The organism is Frankia sp. ACN1ag (genome assembly GCF_001414035.1).
In the GTDB taxonomy this organism is placed as follows: Bacteria; Actinomycetota; Actinomycetes; order Frankiales; family Frankiaceae; genus Frankia; species Frankia torreyi.
Genome location: NZ_LJPA01000001.1, coordinates 300,704 through 323,367, shown reverse-complemented (window position 1 = coordinate 323,367; position 22,664 = coordinate 300,704). Strand labels below are relative to the sequence as shown.

21 protein-coding genes and 3 pseudogenes are annotated in these 22,664 nt (G+C 72.9%); 17 read left to right on the top strand and 7 right to left on the bottom strand.

Annotation, left to right across the window (positions count from 1 at the left end):
* The first annotated feature begins 137 nt into the window (after positions 1-137).
* A complete protein-coding gene (locus UK82_RS01370) occupies positions 138-3,842 on the top strand; it encodes a sacsin N-terminal ATP-binding-like domain-containing protein (RefSeq protein ID WP_055406048.1) in 3,705 nt (1,234 codons plus the stop codon).
* A gap of 15 nt (positions 3,843-3,857) precedes the next feature.
* Here the strand turns inward: UK82_RS01370 and UK82_RS01365 are convergent, their stop codons facing one another.
* Positions 3,858-4,145 (bottom strand): DUF2530 domain-containing protein, encoded by a 288-nt coding sequence (locus UK82_RS01365; RefSeq protein ID WP_044885469.1) that lies wholly within the window; start codon positions 4,143-4,145, stop codon positions 3,858-3,860.
* Between the two features lie 205 nt (positions 4,146-4,350).
* On the opposite strand from UK82_RS01365, the gene UK82_RS01360 reads away from it, so the two are divergent.
* From UK82_RS01360 to UK82_RS34890, 3 genes are all read left to right on the top strand, one after another.
* Complete coding sequence (locus UK82_RS01360) at positions 4,351-4,935, top strand: lytic polysaccharide monooxygenase auxiliary activity family 9 protein (protein WP_044885468.1); 585 nt, start codon at positions 4,351-4,353, stop codon at positions 4,933-4,935.
* A 37-nt stretch (positions 4,936-4,972) separates the two neighbouring features.
* The gene (locus UK82_RS01355) at positions 4,973-6,016 is read left to right on the top strand and encodes an FAD-dependent oxidoreductase (RefSeq protein WP_236705341.1); all 1,044 of its coding nucleotides are present in this window, start codon (positions 4,973-4,975) and stop codon (positions 6,014-6,016) included.
* Positions 6,006-6,164 (top strand): hypothetical protein, encoded by a 159-nt coding sequence (locus UK82_RS34890; protein WP_236705340.1) that lies wholly within the window; start codon positions 6,006-6,008, stop codon positions 6,162-6,164. The genes UK82_RS01355 and UK82_RS34890 overlap by 11 nt, the downstream gene beginning before the upstream one ends.
* Before the next feature lie 58 nt (positions 6,165-6,222).
* Here UK82_RS34890 and UK82_RS01350 read toward each other — a convergent pair whose 3' ends face one another.
* A complete protein-coding gene (locus UK82_RS01350) occupies positions 6,223-7,170 on the bottom strand; it encodes a sulfotransferase (protein WP_055406047.1) in 948 nt (315 codons plus the stop codon).
* A gap of 264 nt (positions 7,171-7,434) precedes the next feature.
* On the opposite strand from UK82_RS01350, the gene UK82_RS42195 reads away from it, so the two are divergent.
* Together UK82_RS42195 and UK82_RS01345 are read left to right on the top strand one after the other, a co-directional pair.
* On the top strand, positions 7,435-7,578 hold the full coding sequence (locus UK82_RS42195) for a putative leader peptide (protein ID WP_372666233.1): 144 nt from the start codon (positions 7,435-7,437) through the stop codon (positions 7,576-7,578).
* A gap of 500 nt (positions 7,579-8,078) precedes the next feature.
* Positions 8,079-8,573, top strand: a complete 495-nt coding sequence (locus tag UK82_RS01345) for a winged helix-turn-helix domain-containing protein (protein ID WP_044885466.1) — start codon at positions 8,079-8,081, stop codon at positions 8,571-8,573.
* A 9-nt stretch (positions 8,574-8,582) separates the two neighbouring features.
* On the opposite strand, the gene UK82_RS01340 is transcribed toward UK82_RS01345, so the two are convergent.
* Positions 8,583-9,239 carry a 2'-5' RNA ligase family protein gene (locus UK82_RS01340; RefSeq protein WP_255354228.1) on the bottom strand — a complete coding sequence of 219 codons (657 nt, stop codon included), beginning with the start codon at positions 9,237-9,239 and terminating at the stop codon, positions 8,583-8,585.
* 117 nt (positions 9,240-9,356) lie between these two features.
* Positions 9,357-9,544: helix-turn-helix domain-containing protein (locus UK82_RS01335; protein WP_396230430.1), on the bottom strand; the 188-nt coding region annotated here is incomplete at its 3' end.
* 174 nt (positions 9,545-9,718) lie between these two features.
* Here UK82_RS01335 and UK82_RS01330 point away from each other — a divergent pair.
* The 4 genes and pseudogenes from UK82_RS01330 to UK82_RS01320 all read left to right on the top strand — a co-directional run.
* Positions 9,719-10,291 carry an IS607 family transposase gene (locus UK82_RS01330; RefSeq protein WP_044885464.1) on the top strand — a complete coding sequence of 191 codons (573 nt, stop codon included), beginning with the start codon at positions 9,719-9,721 and terminating at the stop codon, positions 10,289-10,291.
* Positions 10,288-11,616, top strand: a complete 1,329-nt coding sequence (gene tnpB / locus UK82_RS01325; protein ID WP_044885497.1) for an IS607 family element RNA-guided endonuclease TnpB — start codon at positions 10,288-10,290, stop codon at positions 11,614-11,616. Before UK82_RS01330 ends, tnpB begins: the two co-directional genes overlap by 4 nt.
* A 43-nt stretch (positions 11,617-11,659) precedes the next feature.
* A pseudogene (locus UK82_RS34885) lies at positions 11,660-11,894 on the top strand (dehydrogenase); the annotation flags it as partial.
* A 1-nt stretch (position 11,895) separates the two neighbouring features.
* The coding region (locus tag UK82_RS01320; RefSeq protein WP_236705338.1) for a Gfo/Idh/MocA family oxidoreductase at positions 11,896-12,673 on the top strand (778 nt) is incomplete at its 5' end.
* A 21-nt stretch (positions 12,674-12,694) separates the two neighbouring features.
* Here the strand turns inward: UK82_RS01320 and UK82_RS01315 are convergent.
* Positions 12,695-13,126: a MarR family winged helix-turn-helix transcriptional regulator gene (locus UK82_RS01315; protein WP_044885462.1), complete on the bottom strand. Its 432-nt coding sequence runs from the start codon at positions 13,124-13,126 to the stop codon at positions 12,695-12,697.
* A 319-nt stretch (positions 13,127-13,445) separates the two neighbouring features.
* Between UK82_RS01315 and UK82_RS01310 the strand changes: the two genes are divergently transcribed.
* The 5 genes and pseudogenes from UK82_RS01310 to UK82_RS01300 form a co-directional block, all read left to right on the top strand.
* Complete coding sequence (locus tag UK82_RS01310; protein ID WP_044885461.1) at positions 13,446-15,212, top strand: sensor histidine kinase; 1,767 nt, start codon at positions 13,446-13,448, stop codon at positions 15,210-15,212.
* A gap of 118 nt (positions 15,213-15,330) precedes the next feature.
* A pseudogene (locus UK82_RS42190) lies at positions 15,331-15,419 on the top strand (DNA-binding response regulator); the annotation flags it as partial.
* Between the two features lies 1 nt (position 15,420).
* Positions 15,421-16,047, top strand: a 627-nt coding sequence (locus UK82_RS01305; RefSeq protein WP_236705337.1) for a LuxR C-terminal-related transcriptional regulator, incomplete at its 5' end; no start/stop codon positions are given.
* 271 nt (positions 16,048-16,318) lie between these two features.
* A pseudogene (locus UK82_RS42185) lies at positions 16,319-16,773 on the top strand (citrate/2-methylcitrate synthase); the annotation flags it as partial.
* A gap of 1 nt (position 16,774) precedes the next feature.
* A partial coding sequence (locus UK82_RS01300) for a citrate/2-methylcitrate synthase (protein WP_236705336.1) occupies positions 16,775-17,686 on the top strand: 912 nt, incomplete at its 5' end.
* 116 nt (positions 17,687-17,802) lie between these two features.
* Here the strand turns inward: UK82_RS01300 and serC are convergent.
* Complete coding sequence (gene serC / locus UK82_RS01295) at positions 17,803-18,927, bottom strand: phosphoserine transaminase (protein WP_044885459.1); 1,125 nt, start codon at positions 18,925-18,927, stop codon at positions 17,803-17,805.
* Positions 18,920-20,029 carry a citrate synthase 2 gene (locus tag UK82_RS01290; RefSeq protein ID WP_055406044.1) on the bottom strand — a complete coding sequence of 370 codons (1,110 nt, stop codon included), beginning with the start codon at positions 20,027-20,029 and terminating at the stop codon, positions 18,920-18,922. The genes serC and UK82_RS01290 overlap by 8 nt, the downstream gene beginning before the upstream one ends.
* A 397-nt stretch (positions 20,030-20,426) precedes the next feature.
* Between UK82_RS01290 and UK82_RS01285 the strand changes: the two genes are divergently transcribed.
* Positions 20,427-20,813, top strand: coding sequence for a toll/interleukin-1 receptor domain-containing protein (locus UK82_RS01285; RefSeq protein ID WP_044885457.1), 387 nt, complete (start codon positions 20,427-20,429; stop codon positions 20,811-20,813).
* Positions 20,814-20,843: 30 nt separating this feature from the next.
* Complete coding sequence (gene pdxH / locus UK82_RS01280; protein WP_083506995.1) at positions 20,844-21,677, top strand: pyridoxamine 5'-phosphate oxidase; 834 nt, start codon at positions 20,844-20,846, stop codon at positions 21,675-21,677.
* The last annotated feature ends 987 nt before the right edge of the window (positions 21,678-22,664 follow it).

The window sequence follows — 22,664 nt, the reverse complement described above, 5'->3', positions numbered from 1 at the left end:
GCCCGAGCGGTGCCAGCCCGAGCGGTGCCAGCCCGAGCGGTGCCAGCCCGAGCGGTGACAGCCCGGCCACTGCGCCGCGCGCGATCCGGGCCAACCCGCTCCCGCCGTGGGCGGCGCGGGAAGACGAGGATGGGCGGGTGTCAGTGACCGCCGCACATGCTGCGGCAGACGTGTACGGGACCGCGGCGATCCGGCGGCGGGTGCTGGACGCCTGGGTCGCCTCGCCGGCCCGCTTCCGGGAGGACGCCAACGCGGAGGAGGACGCCGCCCTCGGCGCCTACCACGACCGTCTCGTGGTGGAGCTGCTGCAGAACGCGGTCGACGCCGCGGGCGAGGCCGGCGTGCCGGCACGGGTGCTCCTCCGGCTGAGCACCGACGCCACCGCGCCGGAGGCCGGGCCCGGCGGCCTGCTGGAGATCGCCAACACCGGGGCGGCGCTGTCGGCCGCCGGTGTCGAGGCGCTGTCGACCCTCCGGGCCTCGACCAAACGTGACAGTGCCTCCGTGGGCCGGTTCGGTGCCGGCTTCGCCGCGGTCCTCGCGGTGACGGACGAGCCCGCAATCGTCTCCCGCGGCGGCCCGGACCCGCTGGCGACCGGCGTGGCCTGGTCGAGGACCCGGGTGATCGAGGCGGTGACGGCCCTCGCCACGCCGGCCACCGCACCGAACGGTGGTGACGTAATCGGTGGCGACGTAACGAATCGCGACGCAACGAATCCCGGCTCATCCCTCGACGTTCCCGGCGGCGTCGGCAGCACTCAGGCGGTGCGCCTGAGCGAGGAGCTCGCCCGGCGCGAGGGCGCCGTGCCGATCCTGCGGCTGCCGTTCACGATCACTGCCGGACCGCCGCCCGAGGGCTACGACACCGTCGTCCGGCTCCCACTGCGCGACGGCGCCGCGGTGGCGCTCGCGCGGGAGCTGCTGGCCGGGCTCGATCCCACCCTGCCGCTGGTGCTCGGCGGCCCGGGCGAGATCGTTGTCGACGTGGACGGCGCCGTGCGGACCGTCACCTGTCACTGGCTGCGCGGCGGCCGGGACGGCGGGTGGGACGGCGGGTGGGATGCGGCACCGGCGGGCAGCGCCGGGCCGGCCGGCGATCCGGTCATCGAACGCGTCGAGATAGCCGACCTGAACGGCGAGCGGTGGCGCGGGATCGCGCGCAGCGGCGTGATCCCCGCCGCCCTGCTCGCCGACCGCCCGGTCGAGGAGCGGGGACGGACCGGTTTCACCGCCCGGGTGATGGTCCGCGACGGCGGGTGGCCGGACGGCGTGGCCCGGGTGCTGCGGGCGCCGCAGCCCACCGACGAGCCGCTCTCGCTGCCGGTCCTGGCCAGCGTCGAGCTGCCGCTAGATCCATCCCGACGGCACACCGTCGGCGGCCCGTTGCGTGATCGGCTCACCGACGAGCTGGCAGCGGCCGCCGTCCTCCTGGCCGAATACCTGGGCACCGGGCTGGAGCCGGGCGACCAGGCGCAGGCCGGCGGCGGCCCCGGCGCGCAGGCCGCACCGGTCGGGCAGCCGCCCGATCCGCTGGCCGCCCTGACCCTGATCCCGACGGGGCTCCCCCTCGGCGCGGTCGACGGGCGGCTGCGCGAGTCCCTGCTACGGCTACTCCCCGACTCGGCGCTGTTCCCTGGCGCCCTGCGCGGCCGGGACTGCTCCGTGGCCGACCTCGGCCCCGCCACCGACGCCGTGACCGAGCTGCTGCGTGCCCCCGGCCCCCCGGCCGACCCCGCCGGCCAGATCTATCCCGCCAACCCGGCCGACATCGCCAGCCCGCCCGACATCGCCAGCCCGGCCGATCCGATCGCCACGGGCGGTCCGCCGGGTGCGGGCACAGATCCGGGTGCGGGCGGGGCGGAGCTGGTGGCAGGCCTGCTCCCGGCGACGTACGCCGCCCGGCGGTGGCGCACCGCGCTGGACCTGCTCGGCGTCCGGCGGGTGGACAGCGCCGCGCTGGTCGAGCTGCTGTCCGGAGTCTCCCGCCCGCCGGACTGGTGGGGACGGCTCTACCCCCTGCTGGTCGCAGCGCCGGACCGGGACGCCCTGGGGGCGCTGCCGGTGCCGCTCGCCGAGATCGGCGCGGACGGGTCCGACGCGGCCGACGCGCTCACCGCCCCCGCGGCAGCGGGGCCGACCGACGATGGCGGCCTGCGGACCCGCATGGTCACCGGCCCGCGCGGCACCCTGCTGCCCACCGCTGATCTGGACATCGTCGCCCTGGTGCGCTCGGGGCTGCCGCTGCGGGTGGTCCATCCCGACGCCTGCGCCGGCGGCGCTCGGGACGCGCTGCGCACCCTGGGCGCCCTGGAGGGCACGCCGGCCGGGGTGCTGCGCGATCCGGCGGTGCGCGAGGCGGTGCTCGACGCCGAGCCGGACGACCATCCCGACGACCTGCTGGCGCTGGCCGCAGCCGTGCTCGCCCTGGTCCGCGACGCGGGCGAGGAGCACCCGGCGGAGCTCGGCTGGCTGGAGGACCTGCTGCTACCGGCCGCCGACGGCGAGTTCACCCCCGCCGGGGAGCTGCTCGTCGAGGGGGGCCCGCTGGACCGGGTGCTGGCGCAGGACGCTCCGTTCTCGACCCTTTCGCCCGAGGTCGCCCGGGCATGGCCCGCGCAGGTGCTGGAGCGGGTCGGCGTGCTGCACTCCTTCGGCGTGCTACGCACCTATGACCTGCCGCTCGACGCCGACGAGCAGATCCTGCTCGATCTCGACGACAGCGACATCTGGGTCGACGACGTCACAGCGGACGATCATGGCGGCGCGCCGGGAGGCTCGGCGAACCTGCGCCTCCCGCCGGCCGGCGGGCCGCCCGCGCCGGCCATGATCGGGGTGTTCGTCGCGGTGCGCGACCTCGAACTCGTCGACCCGGCGGCCTGGCCAGAGGCGCTCGCCGAGCTGGCCCGCCCGCCGCTGCGCGAGGCCGTGTTCGCCCCGGAACCGTCGTACACCCGGTGGTGGCTGGCGCGGCACGCGGTGCTGCCCGTGGCGGGCACCGACCGGGTGCTGCCGCCGCGCGAGCTGCTGCTTCCCGCCGCCGATCCGCTGCTCGCCGGCCTGTTCGCCCCCGCTGCCCCGCTGGCCGGCGTCGATGACGAATTCCTGCGCCACCTCGGCGCCCGGCTCACCCTCGACGACGTCCTCGGCGACCTCGGTGCGGTCATGGACCTGCTCGACCGGCTGGGCGACGCCGACCGGGACGTCCCCTGGCCGGCGGCGCGGACGCTCTACATCGCCGCGGTCGACGCCGTGGCCCGGGTGCTCGCGGCACCGGACCGATCCGCGGGCGGCGAGCGGTTCGACCCGCCGCTGACCGTACGGACACCCGAGGGGGTCGTGCCGAGCGGGCAGGCCGTCGTCGTGGACGCGCCCGACCTGCTGGACCTGCTGGGAACCGGTCGGGGCGCGCTGCGGCTGCCGCTGGACCGCGCCGCCGAGGTCGCCCACGTCCTCGGGGTGCCGCTGGCCGCGGAGATCGCGCCCTGCGAGATCGCGGCGGGCGGGGCCGGGGCCGCCACCACCGAGTGGGCCCCGGACGGCCCGGACGGCCCGGACGGCCCGGAGGGCGAGCCGCGGCGGGCGCCGGACGGCACCCCGTACCGCGTGCACCGCCCGCTGCTGGTCGAGGACCTGACCGGACGGCCGACGCGGGTGCCGTGGCGGGTGCTCGGCGGGATCGGCGGTGAGGTGCACGTCGATGCCGACGCCGGCCCGGACGCGCTGGCCCGGGCGCTGGCCTGGCGGGGCGGGCAGTGGGACCGGCGGCACGCGCTCGCCGCGGAGCTGCGCGACCCGGCGGGCGCGGCCTTCCGCGCGGCGGAGGACGATCTCGACGAGACGTGAGCCGGCGAGAGCCGGCTACCCCTGCCGGCCCCGCAGCCGGTTGCGGCGACGGATCACGATCCACAGCCCGGCGAGCCCGAGCCCGAAGCCACAGATCGCGGTGGCCAGCCACCACAGGTGGCCGTCGTCGCGCAGGTCGTCCAGGAACACCAGCATGACCAGCGCGGCGACGGCCCACAGCACCGTGCCGACGGCGACGGAGACGACGCCGTCGTAGGGCAGCGGCTGGAGCGCCGGCGGGTCGGTCGAGGCCGACCCGCCGGCGACGCCCCCGGCGGGGTCGCTGTTCGCTGACGCACTCATCCCGCCAGACGGTACCCGCCGCCCGCGGGCCGGGATCGCCGGGACGCCCCCACTCGACCGGAACGCGGCACACGATCCCGGTCCGGGGCTTTCCGCGGAAAACTCCATAAACGACTCGGGCGAGTTTCGGAAAATCATTGCGGAAGCCATCGGCTTCCCGTTTTTAGGGAATGCAAACCAAGAGGTCCGACGCTACCGTTACACCATGACTCAGAGCAAAGTAGCGCCGCGGCACGGTACGGTCTCCGAGCCGGCCTCCCGCGCGCACATATACCTCGCCGAATGGCAGTCCGCAGGCCTGGAATCAGGGAAGTTCTTCCCGGAGACGCAGGCCGGGCTGGCCGATCCGTCCGCGCCGGACGATGTCCGGAACGATGCCCCGCCCACCGACGGAAAGATTGCCAGTGCCGGCCAGGATTTTGCCGCCGAACTGGACAAGCCGGGCTCGGACTGGCAGAAGCACTCCGTCGCCGCCGGCCAGCGGCTCACCATCACCTGGAGTTTCCACGCCCCGCACAAGACGCGGCGGTGGAACTACTTCCTGACCCGGGAGGGCTGGGATCCGAACGCCCCACTGAGCCGAGCCCAGTTCGAGCCGGACCCCATCCATCAGGTCCAGAACAGCGGGCAGCCCTACTGGTCGGCCGACGACCTCCTGCCGGAGAACCCGACCCGGCACACGATCGTGCTGCCGCAGCGGCAGGGCTACCACGTCCTGCTCAGCGTCTGGGAGGTCGCCGACACCGCCAAGGGCTTCTACCAGGTCATCGATCTCAATTTCACCGGGTGACGCCAGGTCCCGTCCGCCGGCCGGCTCCGGTCGGNGGATGGGGCGGCCCCGGTCACGACCACGGACGACCACCAGGCACCAGACGAGTACCAGTCACCAGACGACGACGAGGGCAGGTGGGTCACCATGCGCGACGCCGACCGCGGCGTACGAGCTCGGCCGGCTGGGCTACCGGTGCACCGTGCTGGAGGCGTCGGACCGCGCGGGCGGTCGTAACCGCACCGCCCGCGGCGGCGACGTGCTCCGCGAGCTCGGCCCGACCGGCGAGCCGGTCACCACCCACCGGTGCTCCTTCGACGACGGGCTCTACCTCGACCTGGGCCCCGGCCGCATCCCCTACCACCACCGCCGGGTGCTCGACTACTGCCGCGCGTTCGGCGTCGACCTCGAGCCGTACATGACGAAGACGACGGCGAACGTCGTTCACCTCGCCGACGGCCGGGGCGTCCGGTGGCGCAACCGGCAGGTCGCCAACGACACCCGCGGGCGCCTCGCGGCCATGCTCGCCGGGACGCTCGAGCAACGGGACGCCGGGGCCGGGGAGCTGCTGGAGTCGGGATTCTGGCGGCACAGCTTCTACCAGCCGGTGGATTATCTTTGGCAGGCCACGATGTTCCAGCCAGTCGGCGGCATGGATCGCATCGTAACCGCCTTCGAGCGGGAACTTGGCAGTGAATTCGGCGAGGTCGTCGAGCTGAACTCCGAGGTCACCACGATTCGGCTGCTCGATGAGGGTAAGGCGGCCGTCGACTACCGGCGCGACGGCCTACCGCGGACGCTGGTCGCGGACTACTGCGTGAGCAGTATCCCGCTGCCGGTACTGCGGGGAATCTCGACAAACTTCTCCGCCGAGTTCGATGCGGCGATCAGGGCTGTCGAGTTCGCGAGCACCTGCAAGGTCGGCTGGCAGGCCGAGGAGCGTTTCTGGGAGGGCGACGCCGACCAGATCTACGGCGGGATCGGCTGGACGAATCATCCGATCACCCAGCTCTGGTATCCGAGCAACGACTACTTCTCGGCGGCGGGCCTACAAGCAGCTCCTCCAGCCCGCGAGCAACGGGCGTTTCTACGTGCTGGGTGATCAGAGCTCCCCGCTGCCCGGCTGGCAGGAGGGGGCGATGATGTCGGCCCACTACGTCATCGGGCAGATCCAGGGCATCATCCCCCTCACCGTGCCCGAGGCTGTCCGGGTGCCCGATTCGGTCGCCCTCACCCAGGGATCCCGCTGACCCGGCGGCGGCGCTGGGCGTCGAGCCGCCTCGGCCGCGGACAGGTCCGTGCGGGGATTCAGTCCGGGGTCGGACCGAGCGCCCAGCGCCGTCCCGTCACCTGGTCGAGCAGGTCGAGATCGGCGCCGAAACCGGCGCGCAGCCGCGCGGCCACAGCCGGATCGAGCCGCCGCGCCGCGGCCACCACCGCCGGATCGGCGCACCGCGCGCCGACCGGGTCGCCGCACCGCTCGACCAGGACCTCGGCGGGAGGGCCCGCGCGATCGACACCGGCGGGGCCGCGGTGGCGGCCGAGACCGAGGAAGCGGTGGACACGACCCAGCGCGATCGCCGGATCCGCGCTCAGCTCGGGGTAGGGCACGAGGAGCACCTGCTGACGCGGGAAGAGGGTGTACAGGCGCTGCACCTGGGCGCCGTACCGGCCCAGGGCCAGATACCGCCACGGCCAGGACGAGGGGGTGCAGGCCCGCGCCGACTCCGCCGCCAGGGCGCCCTCGAAGTCGGCGATGGGCTCCAGGCCGGACGCACGCATCCGCAGCCAGTGCGCGTGGGCCCGCGCTGCCGGATCCCGCAGCAGGGCGATGAGCCGCACGTAGGGCAGCATCTCGTGCAGGTGCCGCAGCGCCGTGAAGTCCGCCAGGTGGTACGGGGCACTCACGCCGCGCAGGACGCCCGCGGGCGCCGGGTCGACCAGGGCCTCGAACCGCGCCCGGCGACGCGCCGCATCCAGCCCCCACACCCCTGCGCCGCCTTGTGCCGTTTCCCCGGCACCTGACGCGGCACCGGAGTCCGGATCGCCGGGCGGACCGAGAGCGAGAGGCGGACCGAGAGCGGTGATCGGCGGGAAACTGGTGATCGGCGGGAAAGTGGTGATCGGCGGGAAAGTGGTAGGCGGGGTGAGAGCGGTGGCGGGCAGGAAGACGGCCGGGCAGCGGCGCAGGTCGGCGAGGAGGATCTCCATGCCCGCGTCCGGCGCACCGATCACGAGGAAATCAGGCAGCGCCATGAGATCTCCTGTTCTCGGCTGCTTCGCGTCCCCGAGCAGCGGATGCCGAACGATCCACCAGTATATTCCGGCTTCCCCACCGGAAAAATCGACTTTGCTCGACCATCCGCGCGACTCGCGAGCTTCCGAACGAAACCTCCCTAATCGGATAAATAAGGACACGATCCGTCCGTCCGGAACCCCTGACCCACCCGCCGATCGACCGCGCGGACCTGGAGTCCCAGGCCCCCGCTGCCGCCCGTTCGGTACATCTCATAGCGCCATGTGAAGCAAGTCACACTTTTATTCTCTTGGCGGCGACCGGAGCAGTGTGCTTCCGTTGCTCTTGTGTTGAAGCGGCTGATCCTGGTCACCCGGAGCCATATCGATCTGCTCCGCGTCGCCTCGGCTGCCTGTCCGGCTGTCTGACGGGCGGCCGCCAGCCGCACCACCGGCGCCCGCGCCTGCGGGCCGGCCGGAGCCGCCGCACGGGCTCCGGATTCCCGGCCCAGTGAGGTCCGGCCCCGGCCTGCCGAGGCCCGCCGTCATCGCCACGGGCCCGTAGTCGATCAGGCGCACCCCGTCGTCGCGGTGGCCACCACGTCCCTCCACGCCACCGGCGAAGACGGCCGACACCGTCGACGTCGCGCCCCGGTCCACACCAGCTCGGCCGCCCCATCGTCGCGGTGCCCGAGCGCTGTCCGGCCCCTGGCCCGCGCCCGCCGAAACCGGGACCGGGACCAGCCCCGCCGCCACCGCCCGCTCAGGATTCCCGCCCAGGCCAGGGACCGCCCGACGCCAAGGCCCCGCCAAGGCTCCAAAGCCTGCCAAGACTCCAGGTTCCAAGGCCCACCCGGCTCCACAAACCCACCCGGCCCCGCGCCCACAGCTCCCGGCGACCGGGAGAACCACTGACCGAAAGGCCAGCGATGCCCCCGCAGACGACCACCCTCCCGTACCGGCCGCGCCTGGTGACCACGCCGCCGCGCACGCCCGTCGGGACGGCGGCGACCCTCCCCCGCCAGCCCGCGCCCGCCCCGGCTCACACGCGGGCGACCACGGCACCGGCCCGGCCCGACCACCGCCCGACCACCCAGACCCCGCCCCGCTCGGGGGTCTGGATCGACCGGACCGCCTGGCTCGCGACCGTGGACGGCCGGGCGCTGCAGTTGACCTACCTCGAGTTCGAGGTGCTGGACTTCTTCGTTCACCACCCCGGGCAGGCGCACAGCCGGCAGGCGCTGCTGTCATCGGTGTGGGGGCACCAGGCCGACGACGCCACGTCCCCGGACGTGCGCACGGTCGACGTCCTCGTGACCCGGCTGCGGCGCAAGCTCGGCCCCGAGCACCGGTACCGGATCGAGACGGTCCGCCGGGTGGGTTACCGCTACCGCCCGATCATCGACCCGGCCGTGGCGTCCTGAGGGCGGCCGTCACCGGCCGGTGAGCGGCCAGGACGCCTCCTGCCGGTAGACCGGGGCGGCGCCCGGGCCGCCGTCGACGCTGCGCATCAGGACCAGCCGGTCGACGGTCCACGGCAGCGGTTCCACGTCGGCCCGCAGCAGCTCGACGAGCGGGCCGAGCCCGCGGTGGCCGCGGTGGCCGCGGTCGGGCACCCGGGCGAGCGTCAGGTGCGCTCGCAGCGGCCGGTCGTCCGCCCCGGCGGCGGCGCCGGCCCGCTCGGCCGCCCGCCGCACGCCGGCCGCGAGCGCCCCAAGCGCCCCGGCCGGCGCCGCCGCGGCCCCAGGCCGTGCCGCTGCGGCCCCAGACAGTGCCGCCGTGCGCCCAGGCTGTGCCGCCGTCGGCCCAGGCTGTGCCGCCGTGCGCCCAGGCTGTGCCGTCACGGACCGGGGCCGCACCGCCGTCCACAGCACCCGGTCACCGAAGTGACCGCCGCCGACGGTCTCGACGGCGATCGGGCCGTGCCGCCGCGCCACCCGCGCGAGCCGGGCGTCCAGGTCGCCGCGCCGCTCGTCCGGCACCTGGCCGAGGAAGGCGAGGGTGACGTGCCACCGGTCGGGCGCCGACCAGCGCAGATCGGGGGCGGCTGCCCGGGCCCGGTGCACCGCGGTGCACAACGCGTCGGTCACCGCGGCCGGCGGCACGGCCGCCACGAACAGCCGCGCGGTCAGCTTCGCGCTCCCGGGCGGGCACGCTCGAACACCGCCTACCTCCCCTTTCCGAACCGGCGCCCGTACTTCTTGTGNGCGGCCTGCCGGCTCACGCCGAGCACGTCGGCGATCTCCTGCCAGGACCAGCCCTTGTGCCGGGCGCTGGCGACCTGGAGCTCCTCAAGTGATCCCAACAGGGCTCGCAACGAGGCGACGGCGGCGAGACCCACCCGCGGGTCGTCGTCGCAGGACGCCCCGGCGAGCTTCGTGGCGGTCATGTTCATGGCCGTCAACCCACGTTGACACAGGCAGGTGTGTCAACCCTGATGGACACGACGGCGNGCTGTCCGCTCTGCGCGACAATCGGGGCCATCACCGACCACCGCGGGCGGCCCGGGGGGTGGAACTGCCGTCGGTTTAGCGCCAGGTAACGCCAGTGAGCGCCGTATAGTGGTGGTGTGAACCTGAAGGAATGGGCGGCTGCGAACGGGGTCGGGTACTCCACTGCCCGTCAGTGGTTCCTTGACGGCAAGCTCCCGGTCCCCGCGCGTCGGGTGGGTGGGTTGATCCTCGTCGATCAGCCCGCGCGACCGGTCCCGTCGGGGACGGTGGCGGTGTATGCCCGGGTCTCGTCCGCCAACCAGATGCCGAACCTTGACCGGCAGGTCGCCCGGATCGTCGCCTGGACTGCCAGCCAGAACTTGGCGGTCGGCAGGGTCGTCACCGAGGTCGGGTCCGCGCTTGACGGGCATCGGCGGAAGTTCCTCGCACTGTTGCGCGACCCGGACGTGACGACGATCGTCGTCGAACACCGCGGCCGGTTCGCCCGGTTCGGCGCAGAAGACGTTCAGGCCGCATTGGAGGCGTCGGGCCGGCGGCTGCTGGTGGTCGACCCGGCTGAGGTCGACGACGACCTGGTCCGTGACATCACGGAGATCCTGACGTCGATGTGCGCCCGGCTGTACGGCCGGGGGGCGGCGGCGAACCGGGCCGCCCGCGCGGTCGCCGCCGCCACCGAGGACCGCCCGTGAAGACGCTCCAGGCGTACCGGTTCGCCCTCGACCCGAACGACGCCCAGCTGGCCGGCCTGCGCAGGCATGCCGGAGCGGCCCGGTTCACGTTCAACTGGGGTCTGGCGCGGGTGAAGGCGGCACTGTCGCAGCGCGCCGCCGAGGAGACCTACGGCGTTACCGGCGGCGGGCTGACTCCGGTGCCGTGGACGCTTCCCGCGCTGCGCCTCGCGTGGAACGCGGCCAAGCGGGAGATCGCGCCGTGGTGGGACGAGTGCTCGAAGGAGGCGTTCTCCGCCGGCCTGGACCAGCTTGCCCGCGCGTTGAAGAACTTCACCGACTCCCGCAAGGGACAACGCAAGGGCCGGCGGGTCGGCTTCCCCCGGTTCAAGAAACGCGGGAAGGCCCGCGACTCGTTCCGCTACACCACCGGCGCCTACGGCCCGGCGAGCGACCTGTACGTGAAGCTGCCCCGGATCGGCCGGGTGAAGGTCCACGAGCCGATGGGCGCGCTCACCGGCCGTCTGGCCGATGGCCGGGCCCGGCTGCTCGGCGCGACCGTGTCCCGCACGGCAGGCCGCTGGTTCGTGTCGTTCACCGCCGAGGCCGACCGGGACGTTCCCGCCGAGCCATCGCGCCGGCAGCGGGCGGGCGGGACAGTCGGGGTCGACCTGGGCGTGCGACACCTCGCTGTCCTGTCCACTGGCGAGATGGTTCCCAACCCGAAGCACTACCAGCGCGCCGAGCGGAAACTGCGCCGGGCGTCCCGGGCCTACGCCCGGTCGAAGCCCGGCAGCGCTGGCCGCCGCCAGTGCGCCGCCGAACTGGCTCGTGTCCACGGCCGGATCGCCAACCAGCGGCGCGACGGACTCCACAAGATCGCGACCCGGCTGGCGAAGACCCACGACGTTGTGGTCGTGGAAGACCTCAACGTCACCGGAATGGTCCGCAACCGGCGCCTCGCGAAAGCCGTCGCCACCGCCGGCTTCGCAGAGATCCGCCGCCAGCTTGCCTACAAGACCGGCTGGTACGGATCGGCACTGCACGTCGCGGACCGCTGGTACCCAAGCTCGAAGACCTGCTCCGGCTGCGGCTGGCGAAACCCAAGCCTGACCCTGGCCAACCGCACCTTCCACTGCCAGTCCTGCAGGCTGGTCCTCGACCGTGACCTGAACGCCGCGATCAACCTGCGTATCCTTGTCGCCGCCAGTACGTCGGAGACACAAAACGCCCGTGGAGCCGACCGTAAGACCCACTCCGGTGGGCAGGTGGCTGCGAAACGGGAACCCGGCACGGCTCGCGCCGGTCAGACCGGGAGTGCCGCCCCGCAAGGGACGGCGGCATGAAGCGCCCTATCCTGCGCCCTCATGCAACGGCACTATCAGAGCCGTGACGACGCTCCCCGAGCTGGTGCCACCGCGTGATCCGGCACTGTCCGCTAGCTGGCGGGAACTGCGGCGGCTCGTCCGCCGCCGCCAGCCCGACCTGCCGCTCGCAATGGCGCTGGTCACCGATGGCTCCGACAGCACGACGGCCGAGGTCCTGCGCGACGCCGGGGTCGCGGTCGTCGGCCTGCTCGCCCCGGAGCCGCTGGAGTCGCTGGCCTGGGCGGCCGAGGCGGGGGNTCCCCGCGCCTACGCCGACCTGCTCGCCCTGCTCTCGGACGACATCGAGGCGGTCTGCGTGGAGACCCCGCCGCCCGGCTCGGACATCGTCGCCCGGCGGGCGGCCGAGATCGGCCTGCACGTGCTGCTCGCCGGCCCCGCCACCGCCGAGGCGGAGACACTGCGTGCCGTCGCCGACCTGGCCGAGGAGGCCGATCTCGCCCACGTGGTGGCCCTGGACGGGCGGGCCTGGCCGGCGGCGATCCACGTCGCGGCCACGGTCCCGTCGCTGGGTCGGCTCACCCAGATGACCGTGGTCGGCGCGCCGACCGGCCCGGCCGGCCGGGTCGAGATCATCGATCTCGCGATGCGCTGGTGCGGGGAGATCCTGGCGGTCTGCGCCGATCCCGCCGCGATGCCCGCCGCCACGCTGACCCCCGATGCGCCCGTGACGCTGGCCCTGCTCTCCGCCAGCGGCGCCACCGTGCTGATCAACGAGCGGATGGGCGGCAACCTGGACACCGCCACCATCACAGTGTGTGGGGACGCCGGCCGCATCGTCGTCCAAGGCCGCCGCGTCCGCCGCCAGGACGACGCCGGCGTGCGCGACCTGCTGATGCCCACCCCGCCGACCGCCCGACCCGGACTGATGGAGGCCACCTACGACGTCGTGCGGGCCACCGAACTCGACGACGCGCGGCTGGTGCGGGGCGCCACCTTCCACGACCTGCTCACCGCGAACCGGCTCATCGCCGCCGCCGGCACCTCCCACCAGCGAGGCGGCTGGGTCGAGCTGTGAGGCGGCAGTGCCGTCGCAGTACTACGAGCCGGCGAGGGCGTCCAGGATCGGCGCCGCCCGGGTCAGGGCGGCGATCTCCTCGGCCGACAGCGCGGCGAGCCGGTCGGTCAGCCACTCGTCCCGGCGCCGACGATCGTCGCTGAGCAACGTCCGCCCCTTCGCGGTGACCTCGGCGATCACCTGCCGCCCATCGGTGGGGTGCGGGCGGCGCTCGACCAGCCCGGCGACCGCGAGATGCGCGATGACCCGCGTCATCGACGGCGGCTGGACGCGCTCGTGCGCCGCGATCTCCCCGAGCGTCATCGGGCCGTGGCGCTCCAGCGACGCCAGCGCGGACGTCTGCGTGGGGGTGAGTTGACTCGACCGCTCCTGGCGCATTCGTCGGGAAAGACGCATCACCGACAGCCGCAGCGCGGACGCGAGTTCGGCGTCGCTCGCCGTCTCGGTCTCCATCTTCTGACGGTACTCGTCCGGGGGACCGGAGAAAGGGTGATTTCGGGGGATGCATCGCCAAGAGGACGAAAAGGGGTCGGCCGCCCCCCGGCGGCAGCCGACCCCCCGCACGGCGCGATGTCCTGCGTACGGATGCGACCACCGACGACACCGATCCCGTGCCACCCAGGTTCCACCGCCGCGCACTCGCTGACTTCGGGGAGAGCTCCACAGTTCGCCGGGGGATCTCCTGGCGGGAAGTGGGGGGTAACCCGCAATCCGACAATCGGCGTGTGCGACGCTTGCCGGGTGAGATCCTGGCTACATAACGTCGCCTGACGTGCCGCATCCGCGTCTGCCCGGTCGACTGTCCGCGTGCGCCGCCCGCCACCGCCCGTGGTGTCTGGCAATCGGCGGCTCCGCCACCACCGCTGGTGCGATTGCGTGCCAGTGGCCCGTCTTCGGGCACAGCCCGCTCTTCGCGACCCTCAACGTCGTCGTGGCGCTCGCGTTCGTGCTCACCGCCGCCATGCTCAACGGCGAGGAGTCGCTGGGCAGCGTCACCGCGGCGCTGGTCCTGGGCGGGCTGCTGTGGCCACTGTCGTGGACGTCGAGCTGGGATGCGGGCCCCTCCGCCCTCGTGTCGACGTTCGCCTACACCCATTTCTGGGTCTGCCTCGGGTGGGGCGTGCTGCGTTACCCGGCCGGGCGGCTGCAGAACAACGGTGAACGGGTGCTGCTGGGCAGCGCGGTGCTCGTCATTCCACTGGCAAACCTCGGGCTGATCGGTATCGGCCGACCGGAATGGTTCGGCTACTCCGGGCACCCCGACCTGTGGTGGTACGGCAAGCCGATCGGCCACGGAGCGTTCGACACCGTGGTCTGGATCCTCGACAGCGTGACCCTCGTGCTCGCCGTCGCCTTCCTGCTCGTCGTCCGCGGGCGGCTGCGGCGGTACTCCGAGCTGGACCGGCGGGTCTTCCGGCCGGTGGCGCTCGCGTTGCTGTTGGCGTTCGTCCTCGCGGCGACGGTGAACTTCTTCGTCTACAACCCGAGCGACGGCGACATCGGGCCCGAGTTCGTCGTCATCTCCCTCACCCTGCTGGCGATCCCCCTGGCGTTCGCTGCGGCGGTGCTGCGCCGGGTGTTCGTCCGGGCCCGCATCGCGCAGCTCCTCGCGACGCTGCCCACCCCGCCGGACGTGCGGGCGGTCCGTGCGGCGCTGCAGGCGGCACTGCACGACGGATCCGCCGAGATCCACCTGTGGCTACCCGGGGAGGACCACCACGTCGACGCCGACGGGGCGGTCCGGCCCCCGCCGCCGTCCGGCGCGCCGGAGCTGGTCATGGCGGTGCGGACCGCGGCCGGGGCGCCGCTGGCGGTGATCACCGCCGCACCGGCCATGCGGCGCAACCGCGACCTGGTCGAGGCGGCCGTGCGCGCGAGCGCCATGGCCCTGGAGAACGCCCAGTTGCACGCCACGGTGGCCGCGCAGCTCGACGCCGTACGCGCCTCCCGGGCCCGGCTGGTCGAGGCCGGCCTGCACGAGCGGCGCCGGCTGGAGCGCGACCTGCACGACGGCGCCCAGCAGCGGCTGCTGGCGCTGGCCACCAGACTGGGTCTCGCCCGGACGAAGGCCACCGATCCCGATACGATCTCCGCCATCGAGGCCGCCCGGGAGGACCTGCGCCACGCCCTCGCGGACCTGCGCAGCCTCGCGCGGGGGATTCATCCGGCCGTGCTCAGCCAGGGTGGGCTGCTGCCGGCTCTGGAGGTCGTCACGGCCGCGCTGCCGGTGGAGGTCGAGTTGGACATCCCCGCGGCGCGGTTCGAGGCGGTCCTCGAGGCGGGCGCCTACTACACGATCTGCGAGGCGCTCACGAACACGGTCAAGCACGCCGGGGCCAGCCGGGCCCGGGTCGCGGTGCGCCACGACGGCGACGTCGTCCGCATCGACGTCACCGACGACGGCAAGGGCGGCGCCACCGCGGTCGAGGGTGGGGGGCTGGCCGGCCTCATCGACCGCGTTCGGGCACTCGACGGCGCCCTGGTGATCGTCAGCCCGTCGGGCGGCGGGACCCGGCTGACGGCGAGTATCCCGTGCTGACCGTCCCGGCCAGCATCGTCCCGGCCAGCATCGTCCCGGCCAGCATCGAGCAGAGGAGAACGGACCTGTGCGGGTAGCGATCGCGGACGACTCGACCCTGTTCCGCGAGGGGCTGGCGATGCTGCTGACCGCCGCGGGCGCCGAGGTCGTGGCGCAGGCCGCCACCGCCGAGGACCTCATCCGCGGGCTCGGGCGCAGCCGGCCGGANGCGGTGATCCTGGACATCCGGATGCCGCCCACGTACACCGACGAGGGTCTGGTCGCGGCCGAGCGGATCCGCGCCCAGCACCGCGCGATCGCCGTACTCGTCCTGTCGACCTACGCCGAGACGCCCTACGCGCTGCGTCTGCTCGGCGACGGCAGCGGCGGTCTCGGCTACCTGCTCAAGGACCGGGTCGACGACGTCGGGGCGCTGCAGGACGCGCTGCGGCGGGTGATCGACGGACGCCTCGTGCTCGACGAGGAGATCGTCGCGGGCCTGCTGGCCCACCGACGGCGCGCCGACGAGCTGGCCCGGCTCACCCCGCGGGAGCGCACGGTGCTCGCGCACATGGCCGAGGGACGGTCCAACCAGGGCATCGGTGCCCGCCTGCATCTGGCGCCCAAGACCGTGGAGAACCACATCGCCGGGGTCTTCAGCAAGCTCGGGATGCCGGCGTCCGCGGACGACAACCGTCGGGTGCTCGCCGTGCTCACCTGGCTGCGCAACGCCGCCGAGGCGGGCGAGCCGGGTGCCGTCACGGGAACCCCCGCCGGCGCATCTTTCGGTATCACACCGGGAACCCGCTCGACGAGTGGCTCCGGGCACCGGAGTGACCTCTCCCCGTTCGGGTAGGTGCAGGCCGCCCGCCCGGTGGATGGCCGCATGCTCACCGAGCGTGCCACGCACCATCACCGCAGCCAGGGGATGTGTTCTCCGACAAGGGGTGGCGCAGCACACGTGGGATGAGGCTCACCGATCACGCGCATGTGCAGCCGCGAACGGCCAGACTTGGGAAGAACCATGTGAGCCAGCAAACCGGCGTGAGCGCTCCGTACCCGGATGCGCGCCCCGGCTGGGGCCAGAGCCGTCACCAGCGGCATCGCCACCGCGAGAGGAGCCCGGCGTGTCCGAGCAGGTCAGCACACTGACCGTCACCGACAACCGAACCGGTAAGACGTACGAGATCCCGGTCACGGACGGCACGGTACGCGCGAGTGCGTTGCGTTCGATCAAGACGAACGACGACGACTTCGGGTTGATGGCGTACGACCCGGCGTTCACGAACACCGCGAGCTGCCGCAGCGCCATCACCTACATCGACGGCGACGCCGGCATCCTGCGCTACCGCGGCTACCCGATCCAGGAGCTCGCCGAGAAGAGCAGCTTCCTCGAGGTCGCCTACCTGTTGCTGGCGGGCGAGCTTCCCTCCACCGACGAGCTGTCGACCTGGGAAGACGAGATCACGCACCACACCCTGGTGCACGAGTCGATCAAGAAGTTCATCGACGGGTTCCACCACGACGCCCACCCCATGGGCATGCTCGTGTCCACCGTCGGCGCGCTGTCGACCTTCTACCCNGACGCCAAGACGATCGACGACCCGGGCCTGCGCCGGCTCCAGATCGTCCGCCTGATCGCCAAGATCACGACGCTGGCGGCGTACTCCTACCGGCACTCGGTCGGCTTCCCGTACGTCTACCCGGACAACGACCTGTCGTACGCCGGCAACTTCCTCAACATGATGTGGAAGGCCACCGAGCTCAAGTACGAGCCGGACCCGAACCTGGAGCACGCCCTCGACGTGCTGTTCATCCTGCACGCCGACCACGAGCAGAACTGTTCGGCGAACGCGATGCGCGCCGTCGGCAGCTCGCAGGCGGACCCGTTCTCCGCGGCCGCCGCCGCGATCGCCGCGCTGTACGGCCCGCTGCACGGTGGGGCGAACGAGCAGGTGCTGCGGATGCTCGCCGAGATCGGCTCGGTCGAGAACATCCCCTCCTTCATCGCCCAGGTGAAGGACGGCAAGAAGAAGCTGATGGGCTTCGGCCACCGGGTCTACAAGAACTACGACCCGCGCGCCCGGGTGATCCGCCAGGTCGCCGACGAGGTCTTCAAGGTCACCGGCACGAACCCGCTGTTGGACCTGGCCATGGAGCTGGAGCGGATCGCGCTGGAGGACGAGTACTTCATCGCCCGCAAGCTCTACCCGAACGTCGACTTCTACACCGGCATCATCTACCAGGCCATGGGCTTCCCCGTGGAGATGTTCCCGGTGCTGTTCGCCATCGGCCGGATGCCCGGCTGGCTGGCCCAGTGGGAGGAGGGCCTGCTCGACCCCGAGCAGAAGATCGCCCGCCCGCGCCAGCTCTACGTCGGCTACGACCAGCGCCCGTACGTCCCGATGGACGACCGCGGCGCGATCGCCGACACCGAGGCCGACCCGATCGCCGCCCAGGCCGCCCAGGCCGCCCCGGAGCGCCCCCTGCGCTGAACGGCGGATGCCGCCGCCGGCGAACCCGGTCCCCGTCGGCTGCCGCGCCGACGACGACGGCCCGCGGGAGAGTCTCTCCCCGCGGGCCGTCGTCGTCTCCGGCTGCGGACCCGCCGCTACAGGCGCTCGACCACGTAGTCGATGCTGGCGACCAGGGCCTCGACGTCGGCCGGTTCGATCGCCGGGAAGCAGGCGACACGGAGCTGGTTGCGGCCGAGCTTGCGGTACGGCTCGACGTCGACGACGCCGTTGGCGCGCAGCACCTTGGCCACCGCCGCGGCGTCGACCCCGTCGAAGTCGATCGTCACGACGACCTGGGAGCGCTGCGCCGGGTCGGCGACGAACGGCGTCGTGTACGCCGTCTTCTCGGCCCAGGTGTAGAGGATCGACGAGGACTCGGCGGTGCGGCGCACGCACCACTCCAGGCCGCCCTGGGCGAGCATCCACTCGATCTGGTCGGCGAACAGGAACAGCGTCGCCACCGCCGGGGTGTTGTACGTCTGGTCCTTGGAACTGTTGTCGCGGGCCGTGGTGAGGTCGAGGAACGGCGGGATCCACCGGTCGGTCGCGGCGATCTCGGCGAGCCGCTCGATCGCCGCCGGCGAGAACAGCGCCGTCCACAGGCCTCCGTCGGAGGCGAAGCACTTCTGCGGCGCGAAGTAGTAGACGTCGGCCTCGGTCACGTCGACCGGCAGGCCGCCCGCGCCGGAGGTGGCGTCGACCAGGTGCAGGGCGCCGGCGTCGGCGCCGACCGGGCGGCGCACCGGGCGGGCGACGCCGGTGGAGGTCTCGTTGTGCGGGCTGGCGTAGACGTCGATGCCGGCCTCGGGCGCCCAGTCCGGGTGCGTGCCCGGGGCCGAGGACACCACGGAGGGCTCCGCCAGGAACGGCGCGCCCTTTGTCGTGTCCGCGAACTTTCCGCCGAACTCGCCGAAGACGAGATGCTGCGACCGGGTACGGACCAGGTTGAACGCGGCGGCGTCCCAGAACGCGGTGGCGCCGCCGATGCCGAGCACGACCTCGTAGCCCGCGGGCAGCGAGAACAGCTCCGCGAGCCCCGCGCGCACCCGGCCGACCAGGCCCTTGACCGGCTTCTGCCGGTGCGAGGTGCCGAGGTAGGTCGCACCGCTGGCGGCCAGGGCGGCGACGGCGTCCGGGCGGATCTTCGACGGGCCGCAGCCGAAGCGGCCGTCGGCCGGGCGCAGGGTCGGTGGCAGTTCGATCGCGGCGGCGTCAGCCACGGGGCACCCCCGGCGAGACGTCGCCGAGCGGACGCGGGTCCGGGCCGACGTAACGGGCGGACGGGCGGATCAGCCGGCCGGTGCGCTGCTGCTCGAGGATATGGGCGCTCCAGCCCGCGGTGCGGGCGCAGGTGAACATGGACGTGAACATATGGGCGGGCACCTGTGCGAAGTCCAGTACCACGGCCGACCAGAACTCCACATTCGTGCGCAGCGGGCGGTCGGGGAAGCGGTTGGTCAGCTCCTCGATCGCCGCCGCCTCCAGCGCCTCGGCCACCTCGTAGCGGTCGGAGCCGAGGTCGCGCGCGGTGCGGCGCAGCACCCGGGCGCGCGGGTCCTCCGCGCGGTACACCCGGTGGCCGAAGCCCATCAGCCGCTCCTTGCGGTCCAGGGCACGGCGGACGTAGCCGAGCGGGTCCCCGGTGCGCTCGACCTCGTCGAGCATCGCGAGCACCCGGGAGGGGGCGCCGCCGTGCAGCGGCCCGGACAGCGCACCGACGGCGGCGGACAGCGCGGCCGAGGCGTCGGCGCCGGTCGAGGCGACCACCCGGGCGGTGAACGTCGAGGCGTTCATGCCGTGCTCGGCGGCCGACACCCAGTAGGCGTCGACGGCCTGGACGTGCTTCGGGTCCGGCTCGCCACGCCAGCGGATCATGAACCGTTCCGTTATCGTCCGCGCGCGGTCCACCTCCTTCTGCGGGACCGCGGGCTGCCCCAGGCCCCGGGCGGACTGGGCGACGAAGGACAGCGCCACCACCGACGCGCGGGCGAGGTCGTCGCGGGCCTGCTCGGGGGTGATGTCGATGAGCTGGCCCAGGCCCCAGTAGGGGGCGAGCATCGCCAGCGCGCTCTGCACGTCCACTCTTATGTCACCGGAGTGCACCGGCACCGGGAACGGCTCGGCCGGCGGCAGCCCGGGCTCGAACGCACCATCGACCAGCAGCCCCCAGACGTGGCCGTAGTCCACCTTGCCGACGAGGTCCTCGATGTCGACCCCGCGGTAGCGCAGCGCGCTACCCTCCTTGTCCGGCTCGGCGATCTCCGTCTCAAAGGCGATCACGCCCTCCAGACCTGGCTTGAAATCGCTCGTCTTCTCGGCCATCGAGTCCGGATCTCCGCTTCTGTCTGTTGGTTCGACCGGCGATCTGTTGCTTCGACCGGCGGCCCGCCGTGCCTGCCTCGTCGGTCCTGCTCCATCCGATCCTGCCCCGCGGCATCCGGACGCGCCAGAGCGCCGCCGCTTCGCGCCGTTCCCGCCGGCCCGCCGACGGACGCAGCAGCCTCACACTTCGCCAACCCCGACACACTCACCTGACAATTTATGAGATACCTCACAACCACTTTGTCCGTTTGTGAGGCTATTTGCAGCAACCTGCCGGAAGCGACGTCAGGGACGGCCGACCAGCGGAGATCTCGCCGCGCTACGGTCGGCAGGAGGAAAGGGCCCGCCTGACCGGCGGTCACGCTGCGCAAAAACTGGATCAGGAGCTCGGGAGATCATGGCGTTCGTCTTCATCAGTCATCGCGCGGCGGACATCGCCAGCGCCGAACGGCTGGGGCGGGCGGTCAACGCGGTGGGCCATGCGGTGCACCTGGACCGTTGGGAGGTACGCATCGGCGATACCGTGCCCATGTTCATGAATGACACACTCGCCACCGCGGATTTTCTCGTGCTGGGCCACTCCACCCTGGGAATTCACGCGCCATGGATAGCGCAGGAATTTCTGCCAGCGCTCGCCGCGGACCTCTCGTCTCGCGGGATCATCATGCTGCCCGTGATCCTTTCCGGCGCCGAGGCCCCCACCCGGCTCGGCGGGCGGCCCTGCCTCGACCTGACCACCAACTGGGATCGCGGGGTAGCCGCGGTCCTGCGCGAGCTCGGCTGAGCGCGGGGGCGCGGCTGGCACGATTCTCCGATGGCCTCCCTCCCGCCGTCCGACGCCTTCCCCCGCCGCACAGCCGTCCCCACCGGCACAGACTTCTCCGCCAGCACAGCCGTCCCCACCGGCACAGCCTCCCCCGCCAGCACAGACTTCTCCGCCAGCGCAGACTTCTCCGCCAGGACGGATTCTCCCGCCGGCGGAGACTTCCCGGACGGGCCCGACCCGGCCGGCCAGCGGCAGAGCTACCACACCGGTCGGTTGGAACCGGAGCAGCTTGCGGCGACCTGGGTCGACCAGTTCGCCCGCTGGTTCGCCGACGCGAGCACCGCGGGCGCGGGCGTCCCCGAGGCCAACGCGGCAGTCTTCGCCACCGCGTCCGCGGACGGCCGGCCGAGCGCGCGCACGGTACTGCTCAAGGGTTTCGACCACCGCGGCTTCGTGATCTACACGAACTACACCTCCCGCAAGGGTCGGGAGAGCGCCGAGAATCCCTTCGGCTCGCTGGTCTTCCCCTGGTACGCGCTGGAACGGCAGGTCGTGGCCATCGGCGCGGTGGAGCGCGTCAGCAGGACCGAGACCGAGCACTACTTCGCCTCCCGGCCCCGCGGGTCCCAGCTCGGTGCCTGGGCCAGTCACCAGTCGCAGATCATCGAGTCCAGGGACGTCCTGGACGCCCGCGCCGCCGAGCTCGCGGCCCGCTGGCCCGTGGGGACCCCGGTGCCCACTCCGCCGTTCTGGGGCGGGCTGCGCCTCGTGCCCGACACCGTCGAGTTCTGGCAGGGACGGACGAACCGGCTGCACGACCGGCTGCGCTACCGCCGCGCCTCCACCACGGACCGCTGGGCCGTCGAGCGCCTGTCCCCCTGACACCCAGCCCTCACCCGGCCCTCGCCCGGCCCAGGCCGATCCCGGCTAACGCCCTGTCGTCCACGCTCTCGGCGGGGGTGCCGGCGACGTCCTCGCCGACCGGTGTGATTGCGGAGGCTCGGGTCCGGCGGCAACCGGTGTACCGGCACCTGGTGTTCACGCCGTCGCCCACCTGAATCGCCGCCCCGAACCCGGCCGGTTTTTCGGATCCGGTTGTCCGGACGACATTGTTCGGAACCGTCCGTCCGCGGCCGGATTCCCGTCGCGCGGATCCGACGGACAACCCGCCGATGACGCTCTGCGTGGTAGTGCGGCCGTGACTCCGTCGCCGTCCCGCGGGCTGAACTCGACCGGCCGAACCCAAGGGGACGCCGCCGAGATGAAAACACGCACAGTCCGTCGGGTTCAGCCGGTTCCCCCACCGCGAAACCTGCCGTGCCGGAATCCGCGGCGGCCACGGGCCGGGCCAGCGCGCCAACCCACGCCGACGGAAAGAGCGCCAACCCACGCCGACGGGGTAGGACGGACGGCCGCAACGGGCCAGCCCACGTGGGGCGCCGCAGACAGGGGCGACGCGGACGGGGGCAGCCGGGAGTGGGACGGAGCCGTCAGGAACCTCGCCGCCGACGCAACCACCGGCCGAGCGGACCGCGGTGGCGACCGGCGGGGCACCGAACCGCCCCGCCTTCCTCCGAACGCGGATACCGCCGGCGAACGCGCGGCGAACGGCGTCGTTCAGCGCCGGCGTTCATCCGGACGCCACTCGGCTGCGGCGAACACCACCGGATGACCACGAATCACCGCGCCGTTCACCCAACGGTCCCGCTACGACCGACCCGGACGTAGCGGGACGTCCGCCGCGTTGCTACCTTCTTCCCGATAAAAGCTTCCCGTCGAGGTTTTCCTGACCCGGCAGATGTCGAGGGAGACGGATTCATGCGCAGCACCAGAATGCGGGTCGTGGTGGCCGGCGTTCTCGGCGTGGCG